We start from the raw sequence: 17,540 nt of genomic DNA on the forward strand, positions 1-17,540 counted from the left end.
GACCCGGACGCAGCCCCGCCCCGTCCCGTCCGTGGCCGAGGCCGTCGCGCGCATGCGCGCCGGGCAGGCGGACGCCTTCGCCCTCTCGCGCGACACGTTGCGGCCGGTGCTCCTGCAGGTCCCCGGCTCCCGCATCGTGGCGGGCGGCTTCCAGCAGACGCAGGTCGCCGTCGCCGTCCCAAAGGGCCGACCGGTCGCCCTCGCCTGCGTAACGGCGTGGATGGATGAGGCGAAGCGCACCGGCGTCGTCCGGCGGATCTTCAATGCCCGCGGCTTCCGCGACGACGCGGTCGCGCGCTGACGGATACGCCCGCGCCAGTCTGAACTGCAGTTCTGAAGTGTTCGCCGAGGCGGCGCTCGTGAGGCGTCGGCGACCGAGGTCGCCAAGACAACGAGGGTGAGTGGGTGGCCGGCATGGTCGCCCGATCGGCACTTCTGCGCCGGACATCGGGTCCGATGAAGGTCGACAGCGGACCTTAGTGCGTCTCGATGGAGCCGGTCTGCTGGGCCTACGAGAACGGCATCACTCCGGACGTTCCGCGGTTTGGCATGCCGACCGACAACGCGCTGGTCGAGGCATTCAACGACGGCCTGCGCCTGAACGCAACTGGGGCCTTGTCCCTCGCCGAGACGAGGAGCAGGATCGAGACGTGAAGGCGGCGAGTACAACCAGTGCCGTCCTCACACGGCCCTGGGGAGTGGCTGACGCCCCAGGTCTTCGCCTTGGCGTTGCTCCAACTGGCCGCCGAGTGGGACCCGGAGCTCACCTCCCGGCCCGACCGAGATCAGGGGATCCTCGATCGCGGCCGGGTGAGAACGGCTCCGACTTGGCTCAGGCCAGCGTCGGAACCGGGCCGGTGAAGCCCGTGGCCGGCTTGTCGGCGTCGAAGTGATTGGCCAGCGCTACCACGAAGGCGAAGTTGGCGATGGCGGCGAAGGGGAGAAGGGCGAGGGCAGTGAGGAGGGTCATCGGCGGCGTCCTTTTGTGCGGTGCGTGAGAAACTATATCGCACTGCACGCGATTTCTTGGTATGCCACATGCCTCACGCCAGATATGCGGCGCATGCATGAGGGTGTCGGGAATAAGATCGACCCTTGCAACGATCGGGCTGCAGATCCTCGGCCCGCAGACGAGCGGAGTGCGGGTCGTCGACGTGCGCGACGCCGCCGCCTGTTCGAGATGCCGAGTTCTCATCCTCTGCATCGAACCCCAACGCGCGGCAGTCGAGCCGCCGCACAATCGCAGCTGAGACATTCGGGCATTTCAACCGCGCTCTCCGAGAGCCGAATGTGCCGGATGGCCGACGAATGGCCGCGTTGCGGCCGCAACGCCTCGGACCCGTCGCGCCGTTCGGCGGATTGACTCTGGAGAGACGGGCGCGGGCCGATCCAGGCCGGCACGCGGACCGCTCGCCGCAAGCCGAATGGGAGACCGTGTGGACGGATCCGGGGAAGTGGAAAAGCGCGACCTCAAAGCCCCTGGTGATCGCGCTCGCCGTCGTGGAACGCGTCTCTGCGGGGTCCATCGCGGGCAACTGGATCTGGCAGGCCGGCAGCCGGCCGCATACTGCCCCGCAGCAGAGCGACGGATCGGCGACGGCTCTCCCGACGTGAGCGGGTGATCCGGGCCGCAGGTCGGGCGGACACTGTCGTCTTGGTCGAGGCGGACGCTTGGGCGGGTGGAGCGCCAGTATCGAGACAGCGCTTAAAGAAAAGCTCCAGCGATGCGGGCAATCGAGACGGTCCGTGACACCCGGCCTTCAGCCGAGGGCAGGTATTCGGTCAGTGCCGACGGAGATCGGCTCAGCCAAGACCTGGAGATCGGTTGATGCTCAAGTCCCTCGCCGCCGCGACGCTGCTCGCCGTCGGCTTCGCCGCGCCGGCCTCGGCGCTGCCCGTCGCGGGTTCTCCGCTCCCCGCCGCGCAGGACGGGCTGATCCAGCACGTCTACGGCGGCTGCGGGCCCTATGGCCATCGCGGCCCTTATGGCGGGTGCCGCGCCGGCGGCCAGTGGGGCGGCTATGTCGGTCGGGCCTGTCCGCGCGGCTTCCACCTCGGTCGCGGCGGGCGGCGCTGCTGGCCGAACCGGTACTGGTAGCGGCGCTCCCGCTGTTCGGGGCGATCGGCTGACCGCCGTGGCGCACCGTGACGGAACGCAGGAACACCCTGGGAGCGTGCGCTCCCAGGGTGTTGCCGACCTCGCGGCCAGTTTGATCGGGCTGGGGATGCGAAGGCCAACCGGAAGGCTGCTCTTCGGCGGCGGAGGGCGATGAGGCGGACCTGCCCCCCTCGCCCGCCGCCGCGTCTCCCGGCACGGAGGCCGGGAGCGGCGCGACCCGATCTCAGTAGGAGCCGAACTTGTAGTTCAGGCCGGCGCGGACGACGGCGAACTCGGTCTTGGCGGCGGCGCCGTTGAGGTAGGCGGTGCCGTTCGGGGGCAGGAGGTTGCCGTAGAACACGCCGCCGGCCGAGTTCTTCTGGCGGTCGAGGCTGACGTAGAGGCCTTCGACCTTCAGCGTGACGGCCGAGGAGCGGAAGAAGTTCAGGAACGAGTCGGTGGGCAGGGCGTACTCGACGCCACCGCCGGCGGCCCAGCCGGTGCGGAAGCTGTCGCGGAAGCGGTTGCCGGAGAAGTTCTGGTCGTCCTGGCCCGAGCCGTAGGCGAAGCCGCCGGTGCCGTACACGAGGGTGCGGTCGAAGGCGTAGCCGAGGCGGCCGCGCACGGTGCCGAAGTAGTCCAGCCCGTTGCCGCTGGTGGCGACGAAGGCGGGCGGGTTGGAGAAGGCGACGCCGGGGAAGCCGAGGAAGCTGTAGTTCTGGGTGGCGTTGGCGCGGCGGGCGAAGTCGACGTACTGGGCGTCGGCCTCGAAGCCGATCACGATGCCGGAGCCCGGGGTGAACTGGTAGTTGTAGCCGATCTGGGCGCCGCCCGAGAAGCCGTCGTTGTTGTTGCGGTTGTTGACGCTGACGACGCCGGCGGTGCCGGGGGAGTTGATCAGCGAGCCGCCGGGCAGGGCGTAGCTGGTGGTGTTGCGGCTGTTGGCGTCGAAGCCGTAGCCGGCGTTCACACCGATGTAGAAGCCGGTCCAGGTGAACACCGGCACCGGCGTGAACACCGGCGGCGGCGCGGCGCGGCGCGGAAGGTCGGCGGCGGACGCCGCGGCGGTCAGCGCAGTGAAGGCGGTCAGGGAGGCGATGAGCTTGGTCATGAGGGCGATCCGGGTTTCGATCTGGTGATAAGACTACCAAGCTCTGAGCAGAATAGCTGTAGTTTTATGGACACACAGGCTCGCCGCGTCGGAAAAAACATAGTAAATGGCAGATTAACTCTGGATAGATCTGTTTAATACTGATGAAGTTATGGCGGTGTGCTCGGGGCCTGCGCCCGGGGCGCGTGCATCGGTCCGCGGCGCGGCCGCGCGGCCAGGGGGCGACGCGCCGACATGTCCGAGTGCGGCGCTGCCGGCCGCCCGCGCGGGGAGGGTTTGTCGTCGCTGCGGGTGCGCCGCGGACGATCCTGGCGCCGCCCGCGCCGGATCCGCCCGGCGGTAACATGGGATCGAGAGCCGGCGCTTCGGCGCCGGCGGGTGGCGCCGAGCCGGCGGACGGCGCGCGGGGACCTGTCCGGCGGTCCCCGCGTCCGGGGCCGCGCTAACCCGTCCGGTCGCGCCGGGTGATGTGCTTGACCAGCTCGGCCAGCTTCTCCTCGGCCTTCTTCAGCGCCACGCGCGAACTGTGTCCGGGCGGCGTTCCGTCGGCAGCCTCGCGAAGCTTCGCGATGGTGTCCTGGGTATCCTCTACCTCGGTATCGAGCGCGGCACGCTCACCGGATCTATCGATGGCCATATCGATCCTCCAGGTGTTCTGCCCCTGGCGGCCGCCAGGGCGCCGGGCCCTGAGGTAAGGCGGCATCCCGACCGTGGCGAGCTTCGCGGGCCTCGCCGGAGGCCGTTTCCGACACGGATCCGGGTTCGGCGACCCCGTCGCCGCCTGTGCGCCACGGCACGCCGCAGCGTGATCCCGGCGCCCGCGGACGGCGTTCTACCGTCACACACACCGGAGACCGCCGCCATGCTGATCCTCAATCCCCTCACCGGCCAGACGGTCGACGTGCGCGTGCCCCGCCCCCAACCCGGGAAGGCGTGAGGAACGGCGCGAGTCCGCCCCTGCGCGGGCTCCCGCCGATGCGCCACGGAGCCCGAGCGCGCCCTCCCCGGTCGCGCCCGCCCGCAGGTTCGGCGCGCCGGGTGCTGCGAGCGCTCACAGGGAACGCGGGGGCCGGCGCGCCAAGCGCTCGGCCTCCGCCTGCCACGCGTCGCGCTCGGCCTGAAGTGCCTCGATGCGGGCGTGGAGGTGGCCGGCGTCGATGGCGGTCTCCATCAGCATGTCCTGCGCGGTGGCGAGCTGCTGGCGCAGCTCGGCGTTCTCGGTCGCGAGCGCGAGGAGCAGGGCCGCCACGTCGTCGCTCATCCGGGCCCCTGCGCCGCCACCGAGCCGGCGCGTTTAGCCCCGGCACGACCGGGCCACAACCGCCCCGCGGGCACCCCGGACCGATCGCCGCCCCGGGCCGCGCGCGTCAGGCGGCCTCGTCGGACAGGAGGCGCCCGACGTAGTGGCGCCCGACCGACTCGATGACGGGCGCGAACAGGCTGGCCATCCAGGGCACCAGCGCCTCGACCTCCAGCGCGTCATCCGCCACCTGGATGGCGACGCGCGCCGACTGCCCGTAGCCGCTGCCCGAGAAGGAGCGGCGATTACCCAGCCAGTCCTCGGCCTCGACGCGGATCTTCTCCGCCTCCAGGCGACGGAAAGCCCAGTCCATGTGCAGGTCGATGCGGCGGCGAACCTCGGCTGTCCCGAGGTCGTGCGGGACGGTGATGGTCAAGCGCTTCGGCATCGGCATCTCCTCGCGAGCGGGCCCCGGGAGGTGCGGCCGGAAGGTTAACGCCCGGTGATCGGCGCCACCCGATCGATGCGCCGGGCGAACCGCCGGCGGTCAGTACCGGACCGTGCGGACGCCGCCGGCCCCGCCGCTCACGACGCTCCGGATGACCTCCTTGGTCGACGGGCTGATCCCACCGTCACCGCGCAGCCGGCGCCCGTCCGCCCGGTCGAGGCGCGCGACGTCGTCGGAGCACCGGTCCAGGGCGCGGCGGACCTTGGACGACAGCGGCCCGCCGCGTTCCGCTGGGGCGCCGGCCATCTCGAACCGCAGGCAGGACGCCAGATAGCCTTTCAGGTCGTCGAAGGCGGCGGCCTGGGCCCCCGACGTCAGGACGATGAAGATCAGGGCGGATCGGGCGAGCATCACGCGCTCCAGGGAAAGCGGTCCGCGCGGACAACGCGCGAGCGGGCCGTTGGTCCCGGGGGCCGCGCCCTCGCGGCCGCCGCACTCAGCCGCTGCGGCGGGGCGCCTGGGCCGCGTCGCGCCGCTGGTCCTGGGTTCCCCGACACTGCACGTATTCCGGCGTTCCCGGCTCGGCGCCGTAGCCCCGGCAGATCGCGTCGTCCTTCGCGGCGACGTCGGCCTCGCTCATGAAGAGCTCGCCGCGGCCGGGCCGGTTCGCCGCGTTGCAGGCCGTCAGGGCCGTGGCCGCGATGGCCAGAACGATGATGTGCTTCATGGGACTCCTCGCCGCCGATCAGCACCACAGCGGCGGGACGCTGTCGATGACGCTGTCGACGACGCTGCCGCGGCGTCCACAAGCCGGCGGTCGACATGGTTATCCAAGGATGGCCGGACCTTCGGCGCCGCGCCGCGGTCCCGGCCGTCCACCGCACGGGGCGGGGCCGGCTCGGCATGCAAGCCTGACGCCGCCGTGACCGGCGGTCCCTGCGGGGCCGGCATGTCGTGTCGCCGGTGCAGCGGCGGCGCAACGCCGGCTAAGCATCTGCCTCTGCATCCTCCCAAGGCAGACCCACCTTCGGCCCCGCCGGCAGCGCCGCGCGGGGCCTTTTCGTGCGCCGATCCGGAGGGTTGGCGCGCCGCTCCCGGGCGAGACCCTGCGCGCCGGGCGCGGCCGGGCACGACGATCGGCGGCGCACGACGGCGACGTGTGTCGGAAACCGGGTCCGCGCTCCCGCGTTCGGGCACGGAGGCCCGTGCGTGAGGCACAGTCGGGCCGAGATGCCAAGGAGCACATGATGCGTCATGCCCTCTTCGCCATCTTCGCGCTGGTCGCGGCGTCGCCCGGTTCGGCGCAGACCAGCACCGGTCCCGCACCGATCCGGCAACCCGGACCAGCCCAGCCGGTGACGCCGGGCACCCCGGCCGGAACCGTCGTCGTTCCCGGCGGCAGCCAGAATAGCGGTCCGGGCAGCACCGCCGTCGTCGCGCCCACCGGGACGGGGGCGACGACCATCACGACGGATTCGGCCGCCGGCGGGAATGCCGGCCAGCCGGAGCGCGGCGTACCCCAGGTCGGCAAGGGGAGCGGGGATGGCAGCGGCGGCAGCTGATCGCCGGACCCCGTCCAGAGGATCCGTCCCGCCCCGTGCCGGATCGGGGCGGGACAGGTGGACCGTCCCACCGCCGGCATCCCGACGCGGCGGGCGGCGGCGCGCGGGCACGGGACCATCGCACCGTTGACCCGCGGCCCGGGACCGCCCGTCGCCGGGGAGGGATGATCCCGCGCCGCGTTCAATTCAGATGCCGAGCAAGTCTGTTGCGGGCCATCAAATTTCGATCGCTGTGTCTAATTCAGGTTCTGCTTTTAATCTAAGATAATGATCGGCGACCAAGTAATTGGTATCAACGTACCGGTAAAATTTATTTCCGATTCATCGATGCGGTGTTCGCACTCTCACGTTATAAAGATACTGTAGATTTAAAGCGACGCCGCCGCGCGTCCGTCGGAGATTGATTTGGCGGATCCGGAATTCGAGGGTGGAAAGTTCGGGCCGAACGGCAAGAGATCGATGCTCCGGCAGATCGCGCACGCCCTCGGCGTGCCCGAAGACGCTTTCCTCGACGAATCCGAGGCGCTCGCCGCGATCGACATGACGGGGGAATTGCTGCGCGTCTGGCACGCGCTCACCCTGTCGGACCACCGCTTGCTGCTGCAGATGGCGCGCGGGATGATCTCCCGCGGCTAGAACGGCCACGGCTCCTCCTGCGGTCCCGGCGCCGTCCGCTCGCCCGGCGCCACGAGGTCCACGATCTCGTCGAGCGGCTGCGTCACCCGGATCGTTCGCCCCGCCGCGGTGATGAACGTCTCGTTGCGCATCAGGTCCGTGTCGCTCAGCGCCTGGACGCTCGTCACGCGCAGCAGGTGCCGGCAGCCGTCGCCGTCCTGCACCTGGAGGAAGTTCCCGACCCGCCGAACCGCCGACATGGCGCTCTCCCGCCCCGCTGGTGATCTGTGGCCTAGGCGCCCTGCAGGCTCTCGGCGAAGTCGTCGGGGATCTCGCCCCACTGGCCGAGGATCGTGACGCCCTCCAGCTCGCCGGTCTCGTCGTCGGCCACCACCTTCAGCGCCGCCGCGCCCGGCATTCGCCTGGCCATGTTCTCGGCCTTCTTCACCGCCCCGCTCTCGGTCTGCGCAGGCTCCTGCCGGGCCGGCCGCAACCGCTTCCGGTGCAGCTCGAAGGGCTGCACCACGAACGCCGTCCTCATCGCCATCGTCGTCCTGCACCCCGGTTCGTCACAGGTTCTCCACAGACCGCACGGGCCGCCCAAGGGCGCGCCACGACAGGAGTTTTCGAGCCGTATCCACACGCGTCCACGGGGCCGGAAGAAAAGTCTCGCCCGCAGATTGTGCCCGGCCCGCCCGTATGATCTGTTCCGCTTTCGTTCTAGCATGGCGAGGCCGCGGGTGCACCTCTCCCGGATCGACGCGCGGCGGATCTCGGGCGCCGATTCCGTCAGCGGGCCGCCGCCGCACCGGCTTCCCCGCGCCTGCCCGACGGCCTTTGGGCATGCCGGCCGGGTCATACCAAGGTATGGCGTCGCCCCGCATCCGTATAAATGTAAGCCTCCGTCGCGATCGCTACACTTTCCGTCATTCAGCAGCACAGACGGAGAGTTATCGTGATGGAACGTACCAAGGGAACTGTTCTGATCACCGGCGCTTCGGGCGGGATCGGCGCGATCTATGCCGAACAGCTCGCCGCGCGCGGCCACGATCTCATCCTGACCGCCCGGAACGCGGATCGCCTGGAGGCGGTCGCCGAGACGGTGCGCGGGGCCTCGGGCCGCATCGTCGAGGCGCTCGCGGCGGACGTCAACGACCGTGCCGGTCTCCGGCGCGTCGAGGACCGGCTGCGGAGCGACCCGGCGATCACCCTCCTGGTCAACAACGCCGGCTTCGGCTCCGCGGCCCCGCTGCTCCAGGCGGATCCGGACGAGATGGAGCGCATGATCGGCGTGAACGTCACGGCCGTGACGCGCCTCGCCTACGCGGCGGCGCCGGCCTTCGTCGCGCGGGGGCACGGGGCGATCATCAACGTCGCCTCGACCGTCGCCCTCAATCCCGAACTGCTCAACGGCGTCTACGGGGCGAGCAAGGCCTACGTTCTCGCCTTCACGCAGGCGCTGCAGCACGAACTCGCCCCCAGGGGCGTCCGGATCCAGGCGGTCCTGCCCGGCGCGACGGCCACCGAGTTCTGGACCGTGGCCGGCGTCGGCGGCCACCGGAACCTCCCGGCCAGCATCGTCATGACGCCGTCCGACCTGGTCGCGGCCGCGCTCGCGGGGTTCGATGCCGGCGAGGTCGTCACGATCCCGCCCCTGGAGAACGGTGCCGCCTGGTCCGCGCTGGACGCCGCGCGCCTCGAACTCGCCGCCCAGCTCGGCGCGGCGACGCCGGCGAGCCGGTACCGGACCGCGCGCGCCGACGCCGCCTGAGGCCCTCGGGGGGCGTCCCGGCCGGGGCGCCCCTGCCCGCTCCCTGCCCGCTTCCCGCGGCCGCCCGGTCAGGATCGGGCGAGCGGCAGGCACACCGAGAAGCGGGCGCCCGGCGCCCCGTCGCGGGGCCTCGCGTCGATCGAGCCGCCATGGGCCGCCACGATGGTCCGGCAGATCCGGAGACCGAGGCCGAGCCCCTCGGCCCGCGTCGTGAAGAAGCCGTCGAACAGCCGGTCGACGGTGCCGGGATCGAGGCCCGGCCCGTTATCGACGACGTCGACCGTGATCGACCCGTCCCGGCAGACGGTCTCGACCGCGATCTCGGGCCCGGGGGTCCGCGCCTGCCGATGGATCTGGATGGCGTTCATCAGCAGGTTGACGAAGACCTGCTGCAGCTGGATCCGGTCCGCGATGACCTGCGCGGCCGCGTCCGCCGGGGCGACGGTGAGCCTGATCTCGGTGCGGTTCAGATCGTGCGCCACGAACCGCGCGGCCTCGGCCAGGACCTCCGCCACGGAGACGGGCGCGCGGACGCTGTCCCGCTTGGCGGCCATGCGGCGGGTGCGATCGATGATTTCCCCGGCCCGCGTGACCTGATCGACGATGCGCTGGCATTGACGCCGGAGCAGATCGCGGTCGAGGTCCGCGCGATCGAGCAGGCGCAGCATCGCCCCGGCGGTCATGCCGATCGACGACAGGGGCTGCCCGAGCTCGTGCGCGATCGACGCCGAGAGCTCGCCCAGCGTCGAGATCCGGGAGACGTGGGCCAGCTCGTCGCGCAGCACCTCCAGCGACATCTGCCGCGCGACGTGCTCGGTGATGTCCACGAAGGAGGCGAGCCACAGGCCGGAGGTGGCGCCGTCCGCCCGCGGGACCACGCAGAACAGCGTCTCGAAGCGCGATCCGTCGAGCCGGACGCTGTGCGCCTGCTGCTGGAACGAGGTCGCGCCCGCCGCGAAGGCCCGGGCGGAATTGACCTGGGCGGTGCAGAGCGGGTCGAAGAAGCGCTGCGTGCGCTGCCCGATCATGTCCGCGCGGCCGCCCGCGCCGAACATCCGCACCGCCGCCTCGTTGACGTCGAGGATGATCATCCCGTGCCGCAGGCGGTCGGCCACGTCCGGATGGGCGTCGAGGTGGGCGGCGATGTCGGTGATTCCGGCCGCCCGCAGCGCGTCGAGGGTGGCGACCCGCTCGCGGGCATCGACGACGACGAAGCCGATCGTCGAGACCTTCATGCAGACGAGGTACCACGCGTCGTTCCAGTCGGCCTCGCTGGCCACGACGATCCGGTCGGCCGTCGGCGTCAGACCGTTGCTCATGTCGGCGGTTCCCGGGGCCGGCCCCGATTCAGGCCCGCCGCGCCCCCGCTATACGGCATCCGAAAATCCCGCTTCCAGTCGGGACGCGGGACTTTCGGGGGCTGACCCGGGGGGCGTCGCCCTGGGTTATCGCCCAGGTTATTGATCGGCGTCAGGTCCCCGAGAGGGTCTCCTTGGCCAGGGGCAGGCTGCGCAGGCGTCGGCCGGTCAGCGCCGCGACCGCGTTGACCACCGCCGGCGGCACGCCGGGCAGGCCGGGCTCGCCGATGCCGCCCATCGGCGCCCCGCTCTCGACGATCGCCACGTGCACCCGCGGCATCCGCTCCCGGTCGAGGATCGGGTAGGCGTCGAAGTTCCGGGCCTGCCGCTCCCCGTTCTCGTAGACGACCTGCTCCAGCAGCGTCGACGAGAGGCCGAGCGCCGCTGCGCTCTCGACCTGGCGCTTCACGATCGCCGGGTTGACCACGCGGCCCGGATCGATGGCGATCCAGAGATCGTGCACCCGGGCCTCGCCGTTCTCGAGCGACACCTCGGCGATCGTCGCCGTCTCCGAGCCGAACGGCGAGGCCATCGACACGCCCCGCGCCCGCCGCGTGCCGTCCTGTGCCCGGAACGGCCCGCGCGTCCAGCCGCCCGCGAGGTCGGCCACCGCCTGCAGCAGGGTGCGGTGGCGGGCGCTGTCCCTCAGGAGCGTCATCCGGAGGGCGAACGGGTCCTGGCCGCCGGCCTGCGCGATCTCGTCGAGGAAGCTCTCGTAGAAGTAATCGTTCATCGAGTGCCCGACCGAGCGCCAGAACGCGATCGTCACCGGGTGCGGCACCTTCACGTAGGTGAGCCGCCGGTTCGGGATCGCGTAGGGCTTCCGGTCGAGGCCCTCCACCACCGAGGAATCCACCGGCCCCTTGAACAGCGCGCCGAACCAGCGCCCGATCGGGCCCTCCCCCACCGCCGTGGTCTCCAGCGCCACCGGCATCCCGTCCGGACCGAGCGCCGCCCTGAACCGGGCGAAGCTCAGGGGGCGGACGGCGTCCATGCCGAACTCCTCCTCCCGCGACCACAGCACCCGCACCGGCTTGCCCGCCGCCTTGGCGAGCAGGATCGCCTGCGGGAACGGGCTCGCCGGCCCGTAGTGGAAGTGGCGCCCGAAGAAGCCGCCGAGCATCGGCGAGTGGATCCGGACCTGATCCGGCTGCAGCCCGGCCGTCTTGGCGGCGACCTGCTGGAACAGCTCCGGCATCTGGTTCGGCACCCAGAGGTCGAGGCTGCCGTCGGGGGCGAAGCGCGCCACCGCCGAGGGCGGCTCGAGCTGCGCGTGGGCGAGGTAGGGGGCGTCGTACGCCGCCTCCACCACCTTGGCCGCGCCCGCGAAGGCGGCGTCCGGGTCGCCGGCCTGCTCGGCCGGGACGCCGGGGCCCGCCGCGTCCCGGAGGGCGGCCAGCATCGCCGCCGAGGAGAAGCCCGCCGAGACGGTGGCGACGCCGTCGGGCGCCGGCCGGGTCCAGGTCACCTGCAGGGCCTCGACGGCCCTGCGGGCCCGCCACCACGTGTCGGCCACCACCGCCACCGCGCCCGGCAGGCGCTCGACCGCCTGGACGCCCGGCATCGCCCGGACCTCCGCGGCGTTGGCGATCGCCTCCGGCTCGGTGCCGAGATGCGGCGCGTGCCGGATCGCGGCCTGGACCATGCCGTCGAGCCGGATATCGATGCTGTAGACGGCCCGGCCGGTGGACTTGTCGCGCATGTCGAGGCGCGCCACCGGCTTGCCGATCCAGCGGAAATCTTTGGGATCTTTCAGGGCGACGTCGTCCCGCGGCTGCAGCGCCAGCGCCGCGGCGGCCAGGGCGCCGTAGCCGAGGCTCCGGCCGGAGGCGGCGTGGATGACGCGCCCGTTCTCGGTGGTCAGGCTGGCCTGCGGCACGGCGAGCTCGGCGGCCGCAGCCCGCAGGAGCATCTCGCGGGCGGTGGCGCCGAGGCGGCGCATGGCCTCGAAGCTGGAGCGTGTCGAGAACGACCCGCCGGTCATCCGCAGGCCGTTGACGACCGCGTAGTCGGGGCCGGGCGGGGCGCATTCCACCGCGAAGCGCGCCGGGTCGAGGTCGAGCTCCTCGCCGATCGTCTGGGCGAGGCCGGTGTTGATGCCCTGGCCGCCCTCCACGAAGGGGCTGAGCAGCCGCACGGTGTCGTCGGGGCGGATCTCCAGGAAGGCCGTCACGCGGGTCCCGGGTTTCGGCGCGACGGCCGCCGGGCCTTCGGCGCGGGTCTGGGCGGCGGCCGGCGCGAGCCGGAGGCCGATTCCGAGGAACAGCGCGCCCGAGGCGGCCCCCAGGAAGCCGCGGCGGGAGAGGTTGCGCACCGGTTCGCGGCGATCCGGGCGGGCGGGGGGCGAGCGGTCGGTCATCGTGCGCCTCCTCAGGCCGCGGCCTGCCGCACGGCGGCGGCGATGGCGTTGTAGGTTCCGCACCGGCACAGGTTGGTCATCGCGCCGGCGATGTCGGCCTCGGTCGGCTTCGGGGTCTGCTTGAGCAGGCTCGTGGCGGCCATGACCTGCCCGGACTGGCAGTAGCCGCACTGGGGCACCTCGATGCCGACCCAGGCGGCCACGACCCGGGCACCGACCGGGTCCTGCTCGATCGCCTCGATCGTCGTGATGGCTTGGTCGCCGACGCTCTCCAGGGGGATCTGGCAGGAGCGGGTCGCCGCGCCGTCGAGCAGCACCGTGCAGGCGCCGCACTGCCCGATGCCGCAGCCGTACTTCGTGCCGGTCAGCCCGAGGCTGTCGCGCAGGACGAACAGCAGCGGCGTGTCCGGTTCCGCGTCCACCGTGTAGCGACGCGCATTGATCGTGAGCTGGACCATCGTTCGACCTCGTGGGATGGGGACGCCGCGACGTGTCTCGGCGTGCGAACCGGCCGGGCGACGTGTCTTCGGGGACGGCCGAAGGCGCGGTCCGGATCGTGTGCCGTGTCGCGAGAGGTACCGCCGCCCCCGGCCGCGCGGAATCATACGAAGGTTAGGGGTCGTCACCCGAAACGGTGCCCTTCCGCGGCCCGCCCCCGGGATCAGGGCCGGCCGAGGACAGTCCATCGCCCGGGGTCTCGGCCCTGAAGGCTTCGCGCTGCGGCGCGCGGGCGGCCGGTCACGCGCCCGGGCCGCGGCCGCGGCGAACCTGCGTGTTCAGGGATCCGAGCCTTCGAAGCGGAGGGCGCGGGATTGCGGCAGGCCGGCCGGCTGAAGCGCCGACCGGAACGGGTGATCGCCCGTCAGCGATGGACGGAACTGCGGCGATGGGCCGATCCGGCTCGGTCAGGCCGAGGTTTGAGTCGGATCCTCCGAGACTCGATGCGCACGAAACCTGCGCGCCGGGCGGTCGGGACCGGTCTATCATACCGACGCATGATATCCGTTCGGTCGTGAGGCCTCTACGTTTTCCGCAGATCTCGGGATCGCGGAGGAAATACCATGGACGACCACTACGATGCCCTCGTGATCGGCAGCGGCGAGGGCGGCAAGTTCCTGGCGTGGCACCTCGCCAAGGCCGGCCAGAGGGTCGCGGTGATCGAGCGCCGCTGGATCGGGGGCTCGTGCCCCAACACCAACTGCCTGCCGAGCAAGAACGAGATCTGGAGCGCCGAGATCGCCCACCGCGCCCGGCAGGCCGACCGGTACGGCGTCGAGACCGGCCCGGTCGCGGTGGATATGGGCCGGGTGGTCGCGCGCAAGCGGGCGATGGTCCGCGACCTCATCGACATGCACCTCGACCGCTACCGGGAGAGCGGCGCGGAACTCGTCATGGGAACGGCCCGCTTCACGGGCCCCAGAGCGCTCACGGTCGCGCTGAACGCGGGCGGCTCGCGCGCGCTGACGGCCGATCAGATCTTCCTGAATCTCGGCACCCGCGCGACCATCCCGGACGTCCCGGGCCTGCGCGAGGCCGGGCCGCTCACCCATATCGAGGCGCTCGAACTCGACGCCGTGCCAGCCCACCTCGTCGTCCTCGGCGGCGGCTACGTGGGCCTCGAACTGGCCCAGGCCTACCGCCGGTTCGGCAGCGCGGTGACGGTGATCGAGCACGGGCCCCGGATCGCGGGCCGCGAGGATCCGGACGTGGCGTCCGCCCTCGCGCAGCTCCTCGAGGCCGAGGGGTTGGCGATCCGCACCGGCACGGAGGTGGTGCGCGTGCGCGGCCGCTCGGGCGAGGCCGTGGAGATCACGGTGCGCGGCGACGCCGGTGAGGCGGTCATCGCCGCGAGCCACATCCTCGTCGCGGCGGGGCGCGCGCCGAACACCGACGGCATCGGTCTCGACCGCGCGGGCGTGGCGCTCACCGAGCGGGGCGTCATCGAGGTCGACGACCACCTCCGGACGAGCGCGCCGGGCGTCTGGGCCATCGGCGAGTGCGCGGGCAGCCCGGCCTTCACCCACGCCTCGGCGGACGATTTCCGCGTGATCCGCGACACGCTGGCGGGGATCCCGCGCTCGACCGCGGGCCGTCTGATGCCGTCCTGCCTGTTCACCGACCCGCCGCTGGCGCGGGTCGGGTCGACCGAGACGGAGGCGCGGGCCGACGGTCACGCCGTCCGGGTGGCGCGGCTGCCGATGGCGGCCGTGCTGCGCACGCGGACGACCGGGCAGACCGAGGGCTTCATGAAGGCCGTCATCGGTCCGGACGACCGCATCCTCGGCTTCACGATGCTCGGCGCGGAGGCCGGCGAGGTCATGGCCGCGGTCCAGGTCGCGATGCTCGCCGGCCTGCCCTACACGGCGTTGCGCGACGCGATCCTCGCCCATCCGACCACCGCGGAGGGGCTGAACAGCCTGTTCGCGGCCGTCCCCGCCCGCTGAGGCTCAGCCGCCGGCGCCGGCGGCGGCGGGCTCGGCCGCGGCGCGGCCCGCCGCGCCCGGCTCGGCCGCCGGCAGCTCGACCGCGAAGGTCGCGCCCGGCCCGTCGTTGTTCCCGCCGGTCAGCGTCCCGCCATGGGACTCGACGATGGTCCGGCAGATCGCGAGGCCGATGCCCATCCCGTCGCGCTTCGTGGTGAAGAACGGGCTGAATAGCCTGGGCAGCTGCTCCGGATCGATGCCGGTGCCGCTGTCGACGACCGCGATCCGCAGCCGGCCCGGCGCGGGGGCGGTCAGCGCGATCCGCAGCGCGCGGCGGGTCTCGGGCAGGTCGCGCACGGCGTGCAGGCCATTCGTCACGAGATTGACCACGACCTGCTGCAGCTCGACGCGGTCGGCCAGGACGCGCGCCTCGGTCGCGGCGATCACCGTCCGCACCGTCGCCCCGGCCGCCAGGATCTCCCGGTCGAGGAGGGTCGCGACCTCCGCCAGGAGGGAGCCCAGGTCGAGGATCTCGGGCTGGCTGCGGTCGCTGCGGAGCTGCTCGCGCGTCCGCTGCACGATCCGGCTCGCCCGCATGCCGTCGCGGACGGCGCGCTCGGCCGCCCGCGCGGCCGCCTCGAGGTCCGGCGTCTCGCGCCGCAGCCAGCGCAGGCAGGCCTCGGCGCTCATCACCATGGCGCCGATCGGCTGGTTGACCTCGTGGGCGATGGAGGCGGAGATCGCCCCGACGGTCGAGACCCGGCCCGCGCGGGCGAGCTCGGCCTGGGCCGCGAGCAGGGCTTCCTTGGCGCGCTCCCGCTCGGTCACGTCGATCATCGCGCAGGCAACCCGGTCGAGGGCCGCCTCGTCGTCCGGCAGCGCCACGACGAGGATCGCGGTCACCTCCCGCCCGTCGGCGCGGATCAGGCGGCCCTGGGCCTCGAAGCGGCCGCCCGCCCGGTCGATCCGCTGCAGGAGCGGCAGGACGAGGTCGTTGCCCGGCGGGAGGAAGCGGCTCATCGAGCCGAGCACCGCCTCGCGGGAGCCGCAGCCGAGGAGCCGCACCGTCGCGTCGTTGACGTCGACCAGCGCGATCCGCCGGGCGCAGGCGGCGACGAGCGCGGCGTCGGCCTGCCCGCGGAGGTCGGGCCCGAGGGCGCCGGCGGCCCGCGCCTCGGCGAGGTGGGCCTGCGCCTCGGAGAGATCGACCTCGCACAGCGCGACGTGGCTCTGCTCGAACAGCGCGCGGTAGCGGCGCTCGCTCCGTGCGAGCGCGTCCAGCGCCCGCCGCCGGGCGCTCGTGTCGAAGGCGATGAGGCTGATCCCGCCGGTCAGCGCGAGGTAGAAGCCGACCGCGGTCAGGCCGCTCTGCGCGGCCAGCGCCTGGGCGATCATCGGCGAGAAGGCGCCGCCGATGATGCCACCGACGTTGAACGCCACGGAGGTGCCCGTGTACCGCACCTGCGGCGGGAACAGGCTCGGCAGCCACGCGCCGAGCGGCCCGTTGACGAAGCCCATCACCCACAGGGCGAAGGCCAGGAAGGCGAAGATCGTCGCGAGGGAGCCGCTGCCGAGCATCGGCGCCAGCAGGATCCCCGACACGATGGTCCCGGCGCAGCCGACGATCAGGACCCGGGCCGGGTCGAGCCGGTCCGACAGCCAGCTCGCGACGACGATGGCGGCGGCCATGAACAGGATCGCGCCGAGCTCGACCGTCAGGAACGAGGCCCGGGAGTAGCCGAGCGTCGTCGTGCCGTAGCCGAGCGCGAAGGCGGTGGCGGTCCAGAACAGGGAGAAGCACGCGACGACGCCGAACATCCCGGCGACGACCTGCCCGGCATGGTCGCGCATCAGGGCGACGAGGGGGACGCGCGGGGGCTGCGCCTCCTTCACGGCGGCGGCGAACTCCTCGGTCTCGCCGAGATTGGTGCGGACCCAGAGCCCGAGCCAGACCAGGGGCACGCTGAGCAGGAAGGGCACCCGCCAGCCCCAGTCCGCGAACTGCTCCGCGCTGAGGGTCAGGGTCAGGACGAGGAACAGGCCGTTGGCCACGAAGAAGCCGAGGGGCGCTCCGAGCGGCGCGAACATCGCGTAGCGGGCGCGCCAGCCCGGCGGGGCGTTCTCCAGCGCCAGCAGCGCGGCCCCGCTCCACTCGCCGCCGAGCGCCAGGCCCTGCCCGAACCGGAGGAGGCAGAGCAGGACGGGGGCGAGCCAGCCGGCCAGCGCGAAGGTGGGCAGCAGCCCGATGGCCGAGGTCGTGAGCCCCATCAGCAGGAGCGAGGCGACCAGCGTCGCCTTGCGCCCGATCCGGTCGCCGAAATGCCCGAACACCGCGCCGCCGATCGGCCGGGCCACGAAGGCGAGGCCGAAGCTCGCGTGGGCGCTGATCAGCTCCGCCGATTGCAGCGCCGCCGGGAAGAACAGCGGCCCGAAGATCAGGCTCGCCGCCGTGGCGTAGATGTAGAAGTCGTAGAACTCGACCGTCGTGCCGATCAGGCTCGCGAGGAGGACCCGCGCCGTCGTCTGCCTGGGACGCGCGTCGCCCACCACACTCA

21 protein-coding genes are annotated in these 17,540 nt (G+C 72.4%); 8 read left to right on the forward strand and 13 right to left on the reverse strand.

The window, feature by feature from the left end; all coding sequences use genetic code 11:
• Window positions 1-301, forward strand: a 301-nt coding sequence (locus ABIC30_RS11260; protein WP_354454963.1) for a type 2 periplasmic-binding domain-containing protein, incomplete at its 5' end; no start/stop codon positions are given.
• A 188-nt stretch (window positions 302-489) separates the two neighbouring features.
• On the forward strand, window positions 490-654 hold the full coding sequence (locus tag ABIC30_RS31795; protein ID WP_502915835.1) for an integrase core domain-containing protein: 165 nt from the start codon (window positions 490-492) through the stop codon (window positions 652-654).
• A gap of 178 nt (window positions 655-832) precedes the next feature.
• Here ABIC30_RS31795 and ABIC30_RS11270 read toward each other — a convergent pair whose 3' ends face one another.
• Window positions 833-970 carry a hypothetical protein gene (locus ABIC30_RS11270; RefSeq protein WP_170863024.1) on the reverse strand — a complete coding sequence of 46 codons (138 nt, stop codon included), beginning with the start codon at window positions 968-970 and terminating at the stop codon, window positions 833-835.
• Window positions 971-1,308: 338 nt separating this feature from the next.
• Between ABIC30_RS11270 and ABIC30_RS11275 the strand changes: the two genes are divergently transcribed.
• Complete coding sequence (locus ABIC30_RS11275; RefSeq protein ID WP_354454964.1) at window positions 1,309-1,614, forward strand: hypothetical protein; 306 nt, start codon at window positions 1,309-1,311, stop codon at window positions 1,612-1,614.
• Between the two features lie 214 nt (window positions 1,615-1,828).
• Entirely contained in the window at window positions 1,829-2,098 is a 270-nt protein-coding gene (locus tag ABIC30_RS11280; RefSeq protein ID WP_354454966.1) for a GCG_CRPN prefix-to-repeats domain-containing protein, read from the forward strand.
• A 244-nt stretch (window positions 2,099-2,342) separates the two neighbouring features.
• On the opposite strand, the gene ABIC30_RS11285 is transcribed toward ABIC30_RS11280, so the two are convergent.
• The 6 genes from ABIC30_RS11285 to ABIC30_RS11310 form a co-directional block, all read right to left on the reverse strand.
• The gene (locus tag ABIC30_RS11285; protein ID WP_354454968.1) at window positions 2,343-3,209 is read right to left on the reverse strand and encodes an outer membrane protein; all 867 of its coding nucleotides are present in this window, start codon (window positions 3,207-3,209) and stop codon (window positions 2,343-2,345) included.
• Between the two features lie 442 nt (window positions 3,210-3,651).
• Window positions 3,652-3,846, reverse strand: coding sequence for a hypothetical protein (locus ABIC30_RS11290; protein ID WP_020094731.1), 195 nt, complete (start codon window positions 3,844-3,846; stop codon window positions 3,652-3,654).
• Window positions 3,847-4,260: 414 nt separating this feature from the next.
• The gene (locus tag ABIC30_RS11295) at window positions 4,261-4,470 is read right to left on the reverse strand and encodes a hypothetical protein (protein ID WP_026605187.1); all 210 of its coding nucleotides are present in this window, start codon (window positions 4,468-4,470) and stop codon (window positions 4,261-4,263) included.
• A gap of 106 nt (window positions 4,471-4,576) precedes the next feature.
• The gene (locus tag ABIC30_RS11300; protein WP_056526667.1) at window positions 4,577-4,897 is read right to left on the reverse strand and encodes a polyhydroxyalkanoic acid system family protein; all 321 of its coding nucleotides are present in this window, start codon (window positions 4,895-4,897) and stop codon (window positions 4,577-4,579) included.
• A 99-nt stretch (window positions 4,898-4,996) separates the two neighbouring features.
• Entirely contained in the window at window positions 4,997-5,308 is a 312-nt protein-coding gene (locus ABIC30_RS11305; RefSeq protein ID WP_020094728.1) for a hypothetical protein, read from the reverse strand.
• An 85-nt stretch (window positions 5,309-5,393) separates the two neighbouring features.
• The gene (locus ABIC30_RS11310; protein ID WP_020094727.1) at window positions 5,394-5,624 is read right to left on the reverse strand and encodes a hypothetical protein; all 231 of its coding nucleotides are present in this window, start codon (window positions 5,622-5,624) and stop codon (window positions 5,394-5,396) included.
• Window positions 5,625-6,141: 517 nt separating this feature from the next.
• On the opposite strand from ABIC30_RS11310, the gene ABIC30_RS11315 reads away from it, so the two are divergent.
• Window positions 6,142-6,459: a hypothetical protein gene (locus ABIC30_RS11315; RefSeq protein ID WP_091928387.1), complete on the forward strand. Its 318-nt coding sequence runs from the start codon at window positions 6,142-6,144 to the stop codon at window positions 6,457-6,459.
• A 459-nt stretch (window positions 6,460-6,918) separates the two neighbouring features.
• Window positions 6,919-7,095 carry a hypothetical protein gene (locus tag ABIC30_RS11320; protein WP_354454972.1) on the forward strand — a complete coding sequence of 59 codons (177 nt, stop codon included), beginning with the start codon at window positions 6,919-6,921 and terminating at the stop codon, window positions 7,093-7,095.
• Here ABIC30_RS11320 and ABIC30_RS11325 read toward each other — a convergent pair.
• Window positions 7,092-7,334 carry a hypothetical protein gene (locus tag ABIC30_RS11325; RefSeq protein ID WP_020094724.1) on the reverse strand — a complete coding sequence of 81 codons (243 nt, stop codon included), beginning with the start codon at window positions 7,332-7,334 and terminating at the stop codon, window positions 7,092-7,094. The genes ABIC30_RS11320 and ABIC30_RS11325 overlap by 4 nt on opposite strands.
• Before the next feature lie 32 nt (window positions 7,335-7,366).
• Window positions 7,367-7,621 (reverse strand): hypothetical protein, encoded by a 255-nt coding sequence (locus ABIC30_RS11330; protein ID WP_020094723.1) that lies wholly within the window; start codon window positions 7,619-7,621, stop codon window positions 7,367-7,369.
• Window positions 7,622-8,032: 411 nt separating this feature from the next.
• Here ABIC30_RS11330 and ABIC30_RS11335 point away from each other — a divergent pair, with 411 nt between their 5' ends.
• Window positions 8,033-8,845 carry an SDR family NAD(P)-dependent oxidoreductase gene (locus ABIC30_RS11335; RefSeq protein WP_502915836.1) on the forward strand — a complete coding sequence of 271 codons (813 nt, stop codon included), beginning with the start codon at window positions 8,033-8,035 and terminating at the stop codon, window positions 8,843-8,845.
• Between the two features lie 68 nt (window positions 8,846-8,913).
• On the opposite strand, the gene ABIC30_RS11340 is transcribed toward ABIC30_RS11335, so the two are convergent.
• The 3 genes from ABIC30_RS11340 to ABIC30_RS11350 form a co-directional block, all read right to left on the reverse strand.
• Window positions 8,914-10,164: a sensor histidine kinase gene (locus tag ABIC30_RS11340; RefSeq protein WP_354454976.1), complete on the reverse strand. Its 1,251-nt coding sequence runs from the start codon at window positions 10,162-10,164 to the stop codon at window positions 8,914-8,916.
• Window positions 10,165-10,315: 151 nt separating this feature from the next.
• A complete protein-coding gene (locus ABIC30_RS11345; RefSeq protein ID WP_354454978.1) occupies window positions 10,316-12,562 on the reverse strand; it encodes a xanthine dehydrogenase family protein molybdopterin-binding subunit in 2,247 nt (748 codons plus the stop codon).
• A gap of 11 nt (window positions 12,563-12,573) precedes the next feature.
• Complete coding sequence (locus ABIC30_RS11350; RefSeq protein WP_020094719.1) at window positions 12,574-13,020, reverse strand: (2Fe-2S)-binding protein; 447 nt, start codon at window positions 13,018-13,020, stop codon at window positions 12,574-12,576.
• 603 nt (window positions 13,021-13,623) lie between these two features.
• On the opposite strand from ABIC30_RS11350, the gene ABIC30_RS11355 reads away from it, so the two are divergent.
• Window positions 13,624-15,006, forward strand: a complete 1,383-nt coding sequence (locus ABIC30_RS11355) for a mercuric reductase (RefSeq protein WP_354454980.1) — start codon at window positions 13,624-13,626, stop codon at window positions 15,004-15,006.
• Between the two features lie 3 nt (window positions 15,007-15,009).
• Here the strand turns inward: ABIC30_RS11355 and ABIC30_RS11360 are convergent, their stop codons facing one another.
• The gene (locus ABIC30_RS11360) at window positions 15,010-17,532 is read right to left on the reverse strand and encodes an MFS transporter (protein WP_502915837.1); all 2,523 of its coding nucleotides are present in this window, start codon (window positions 17,530-17,532) and stop codon (window positions 15,010-15,012) included.
• Between the last annotated feature and the right edge of the window lie 8 nt (window positions 17,533-17,540).

This window comes from Methylobacterium sp. 1030 (assembly GCF_040544715.1).
Lineage (GTDB): Bacteria > Pseudomonadota > Alphaproteobacteria > Rhizobiales > Beijerinckiaceae > Methylobacterium.

Coding starts and splice junctions, on each gene's coding strand:
- ABIC30_RS31795 (WP_502915835.1), top strand. CDS start 490: ATGGAGCCGGTCTGCTGGGCCTACGAGAACGGCATCACTCCGGACGTT.
- ABIC30_RS11270 (WP_170863024.1), bottom strand. CDS start 970: ATGACCCTCCTCACTGCCCTCGCCCTTCTCCCCTTCGCCGCCATCGCC.
- ABIC30_RS11275 (WP_354454964.1), top strand. CDS start 1,309: ATGGCCGCGTTGCGGCCGCAACGCCTCGGACCCGTCGCGCCGTTCGGC.
- ABIC30_RS11280 (WP_354454966.1), top strand. CDS start 1,829: ATGCTCAAGTCCCTCGCCGCCGCGACGCTGCTCGCCGTCGGCTTCGCC.
- ABIC30_RS11285 (WP_354454968.1), bottom strand. CDS start 3,209: ATGACCAAGCTCATCGCCTCCCTGACCGCCTTCACTGCGCTGACCGCC.
- ABIC30_RS11290 (WP_020094731.1), bottom strand. CDS start 3,846: ATGGCCATCGATAGATCCGGTGAGCGTGCCGCGCTCGATACCGAGGTA.
- ABIC30_RS11295 (WP_026605187.1), bottom strand. CDS start 4,470: ATGAGCGACGACGTGGCGGCCCTGCTCCTCGCGCTCGCGACCGAGAAC.
- ABIC30_RS11300 (WP_056526667.1), bottom strand. CDS start 4,897: ATGCCGAAGCGCTTGACCATCACCGTCCCGCACGACCTCGGGACAGCC.
- ABIC30_RS11305 (WP_020094728.1), bottom strand. CDS start 5,308: ATGCTCGCCCGATCCGCCCTGATCTTCATCGTCCTGACGTCGGGGGCC.
- ABIC30_RS11310 (WP_020094727.1), bottom strand. CDS start 5,624: ATGAAGCACATCATCGTTCTGGCCATCGCGGCCACGGCCCTGACGGCC.
- ABIC30_RS11315 (WP_091928387.1), top strand. CDS start 6,142: ATGATGCGTCATGCCCTCTTCGCCATCTTCGCGCTGGTCGCGGCGTCG.
- ABIC30_RS11320 (WP_354454972.1), top strand. CDS start 6,919: ATGCTCCGGCAGATCGCGCACGCCCTCGGCGTGCCCGAAGACGCTTTC.
- ABIC30_RS11325 (WP_020094724.1), bottom strand. CDS start 7,334: ATGTCGGCGGTTCGGCGGGTCGGGAACTTCCTCCAGGTGCAGGACGGC.
- ABIC30_RS11330 (WP_020094723.1), bottom strand. CDS start 7,621: ATGGCGATGAGGACGGCGTTCGTGGTGCAGCCCTTCGAGCTGCACCGG.
- ABIC30_RS11335 (WP_502915836.1), top strand. CDS start 8,033: ATGGAACGTACCAAGGGAACTGTTCTGATCACCGGCGCTTCGGGCGGG.
- ABIC30_RS11340 (WP_354454976.1), bottom strand. CDS start 10,164: ATGAGCAACGGTCTGACGCCGACGGCCGACCGGATCGTCGTGGCCAGC.
- ABIC30_RS11345 (WP_354454978.1), bottom strand. CDS start 12,562: ATGACCGACCGCTCGCCCCCCGCCCGCCCGGATCGCCGCGAACCGGTG.
- ABIC30_RS11350 (WP_020094719.1), bottom strand. CDS start 13,020: ATGGTCCAGCTCACGATCAATGCGCGTCGCTACACGGTGGACGCGGAA.
- ABIC30_RS11355 (WP_354454980.1), top strand. CDS start 13,624: ATGGACGACCACTACGATGCCCTCGTGATCGGCAGCGGCGAGGGCGGC.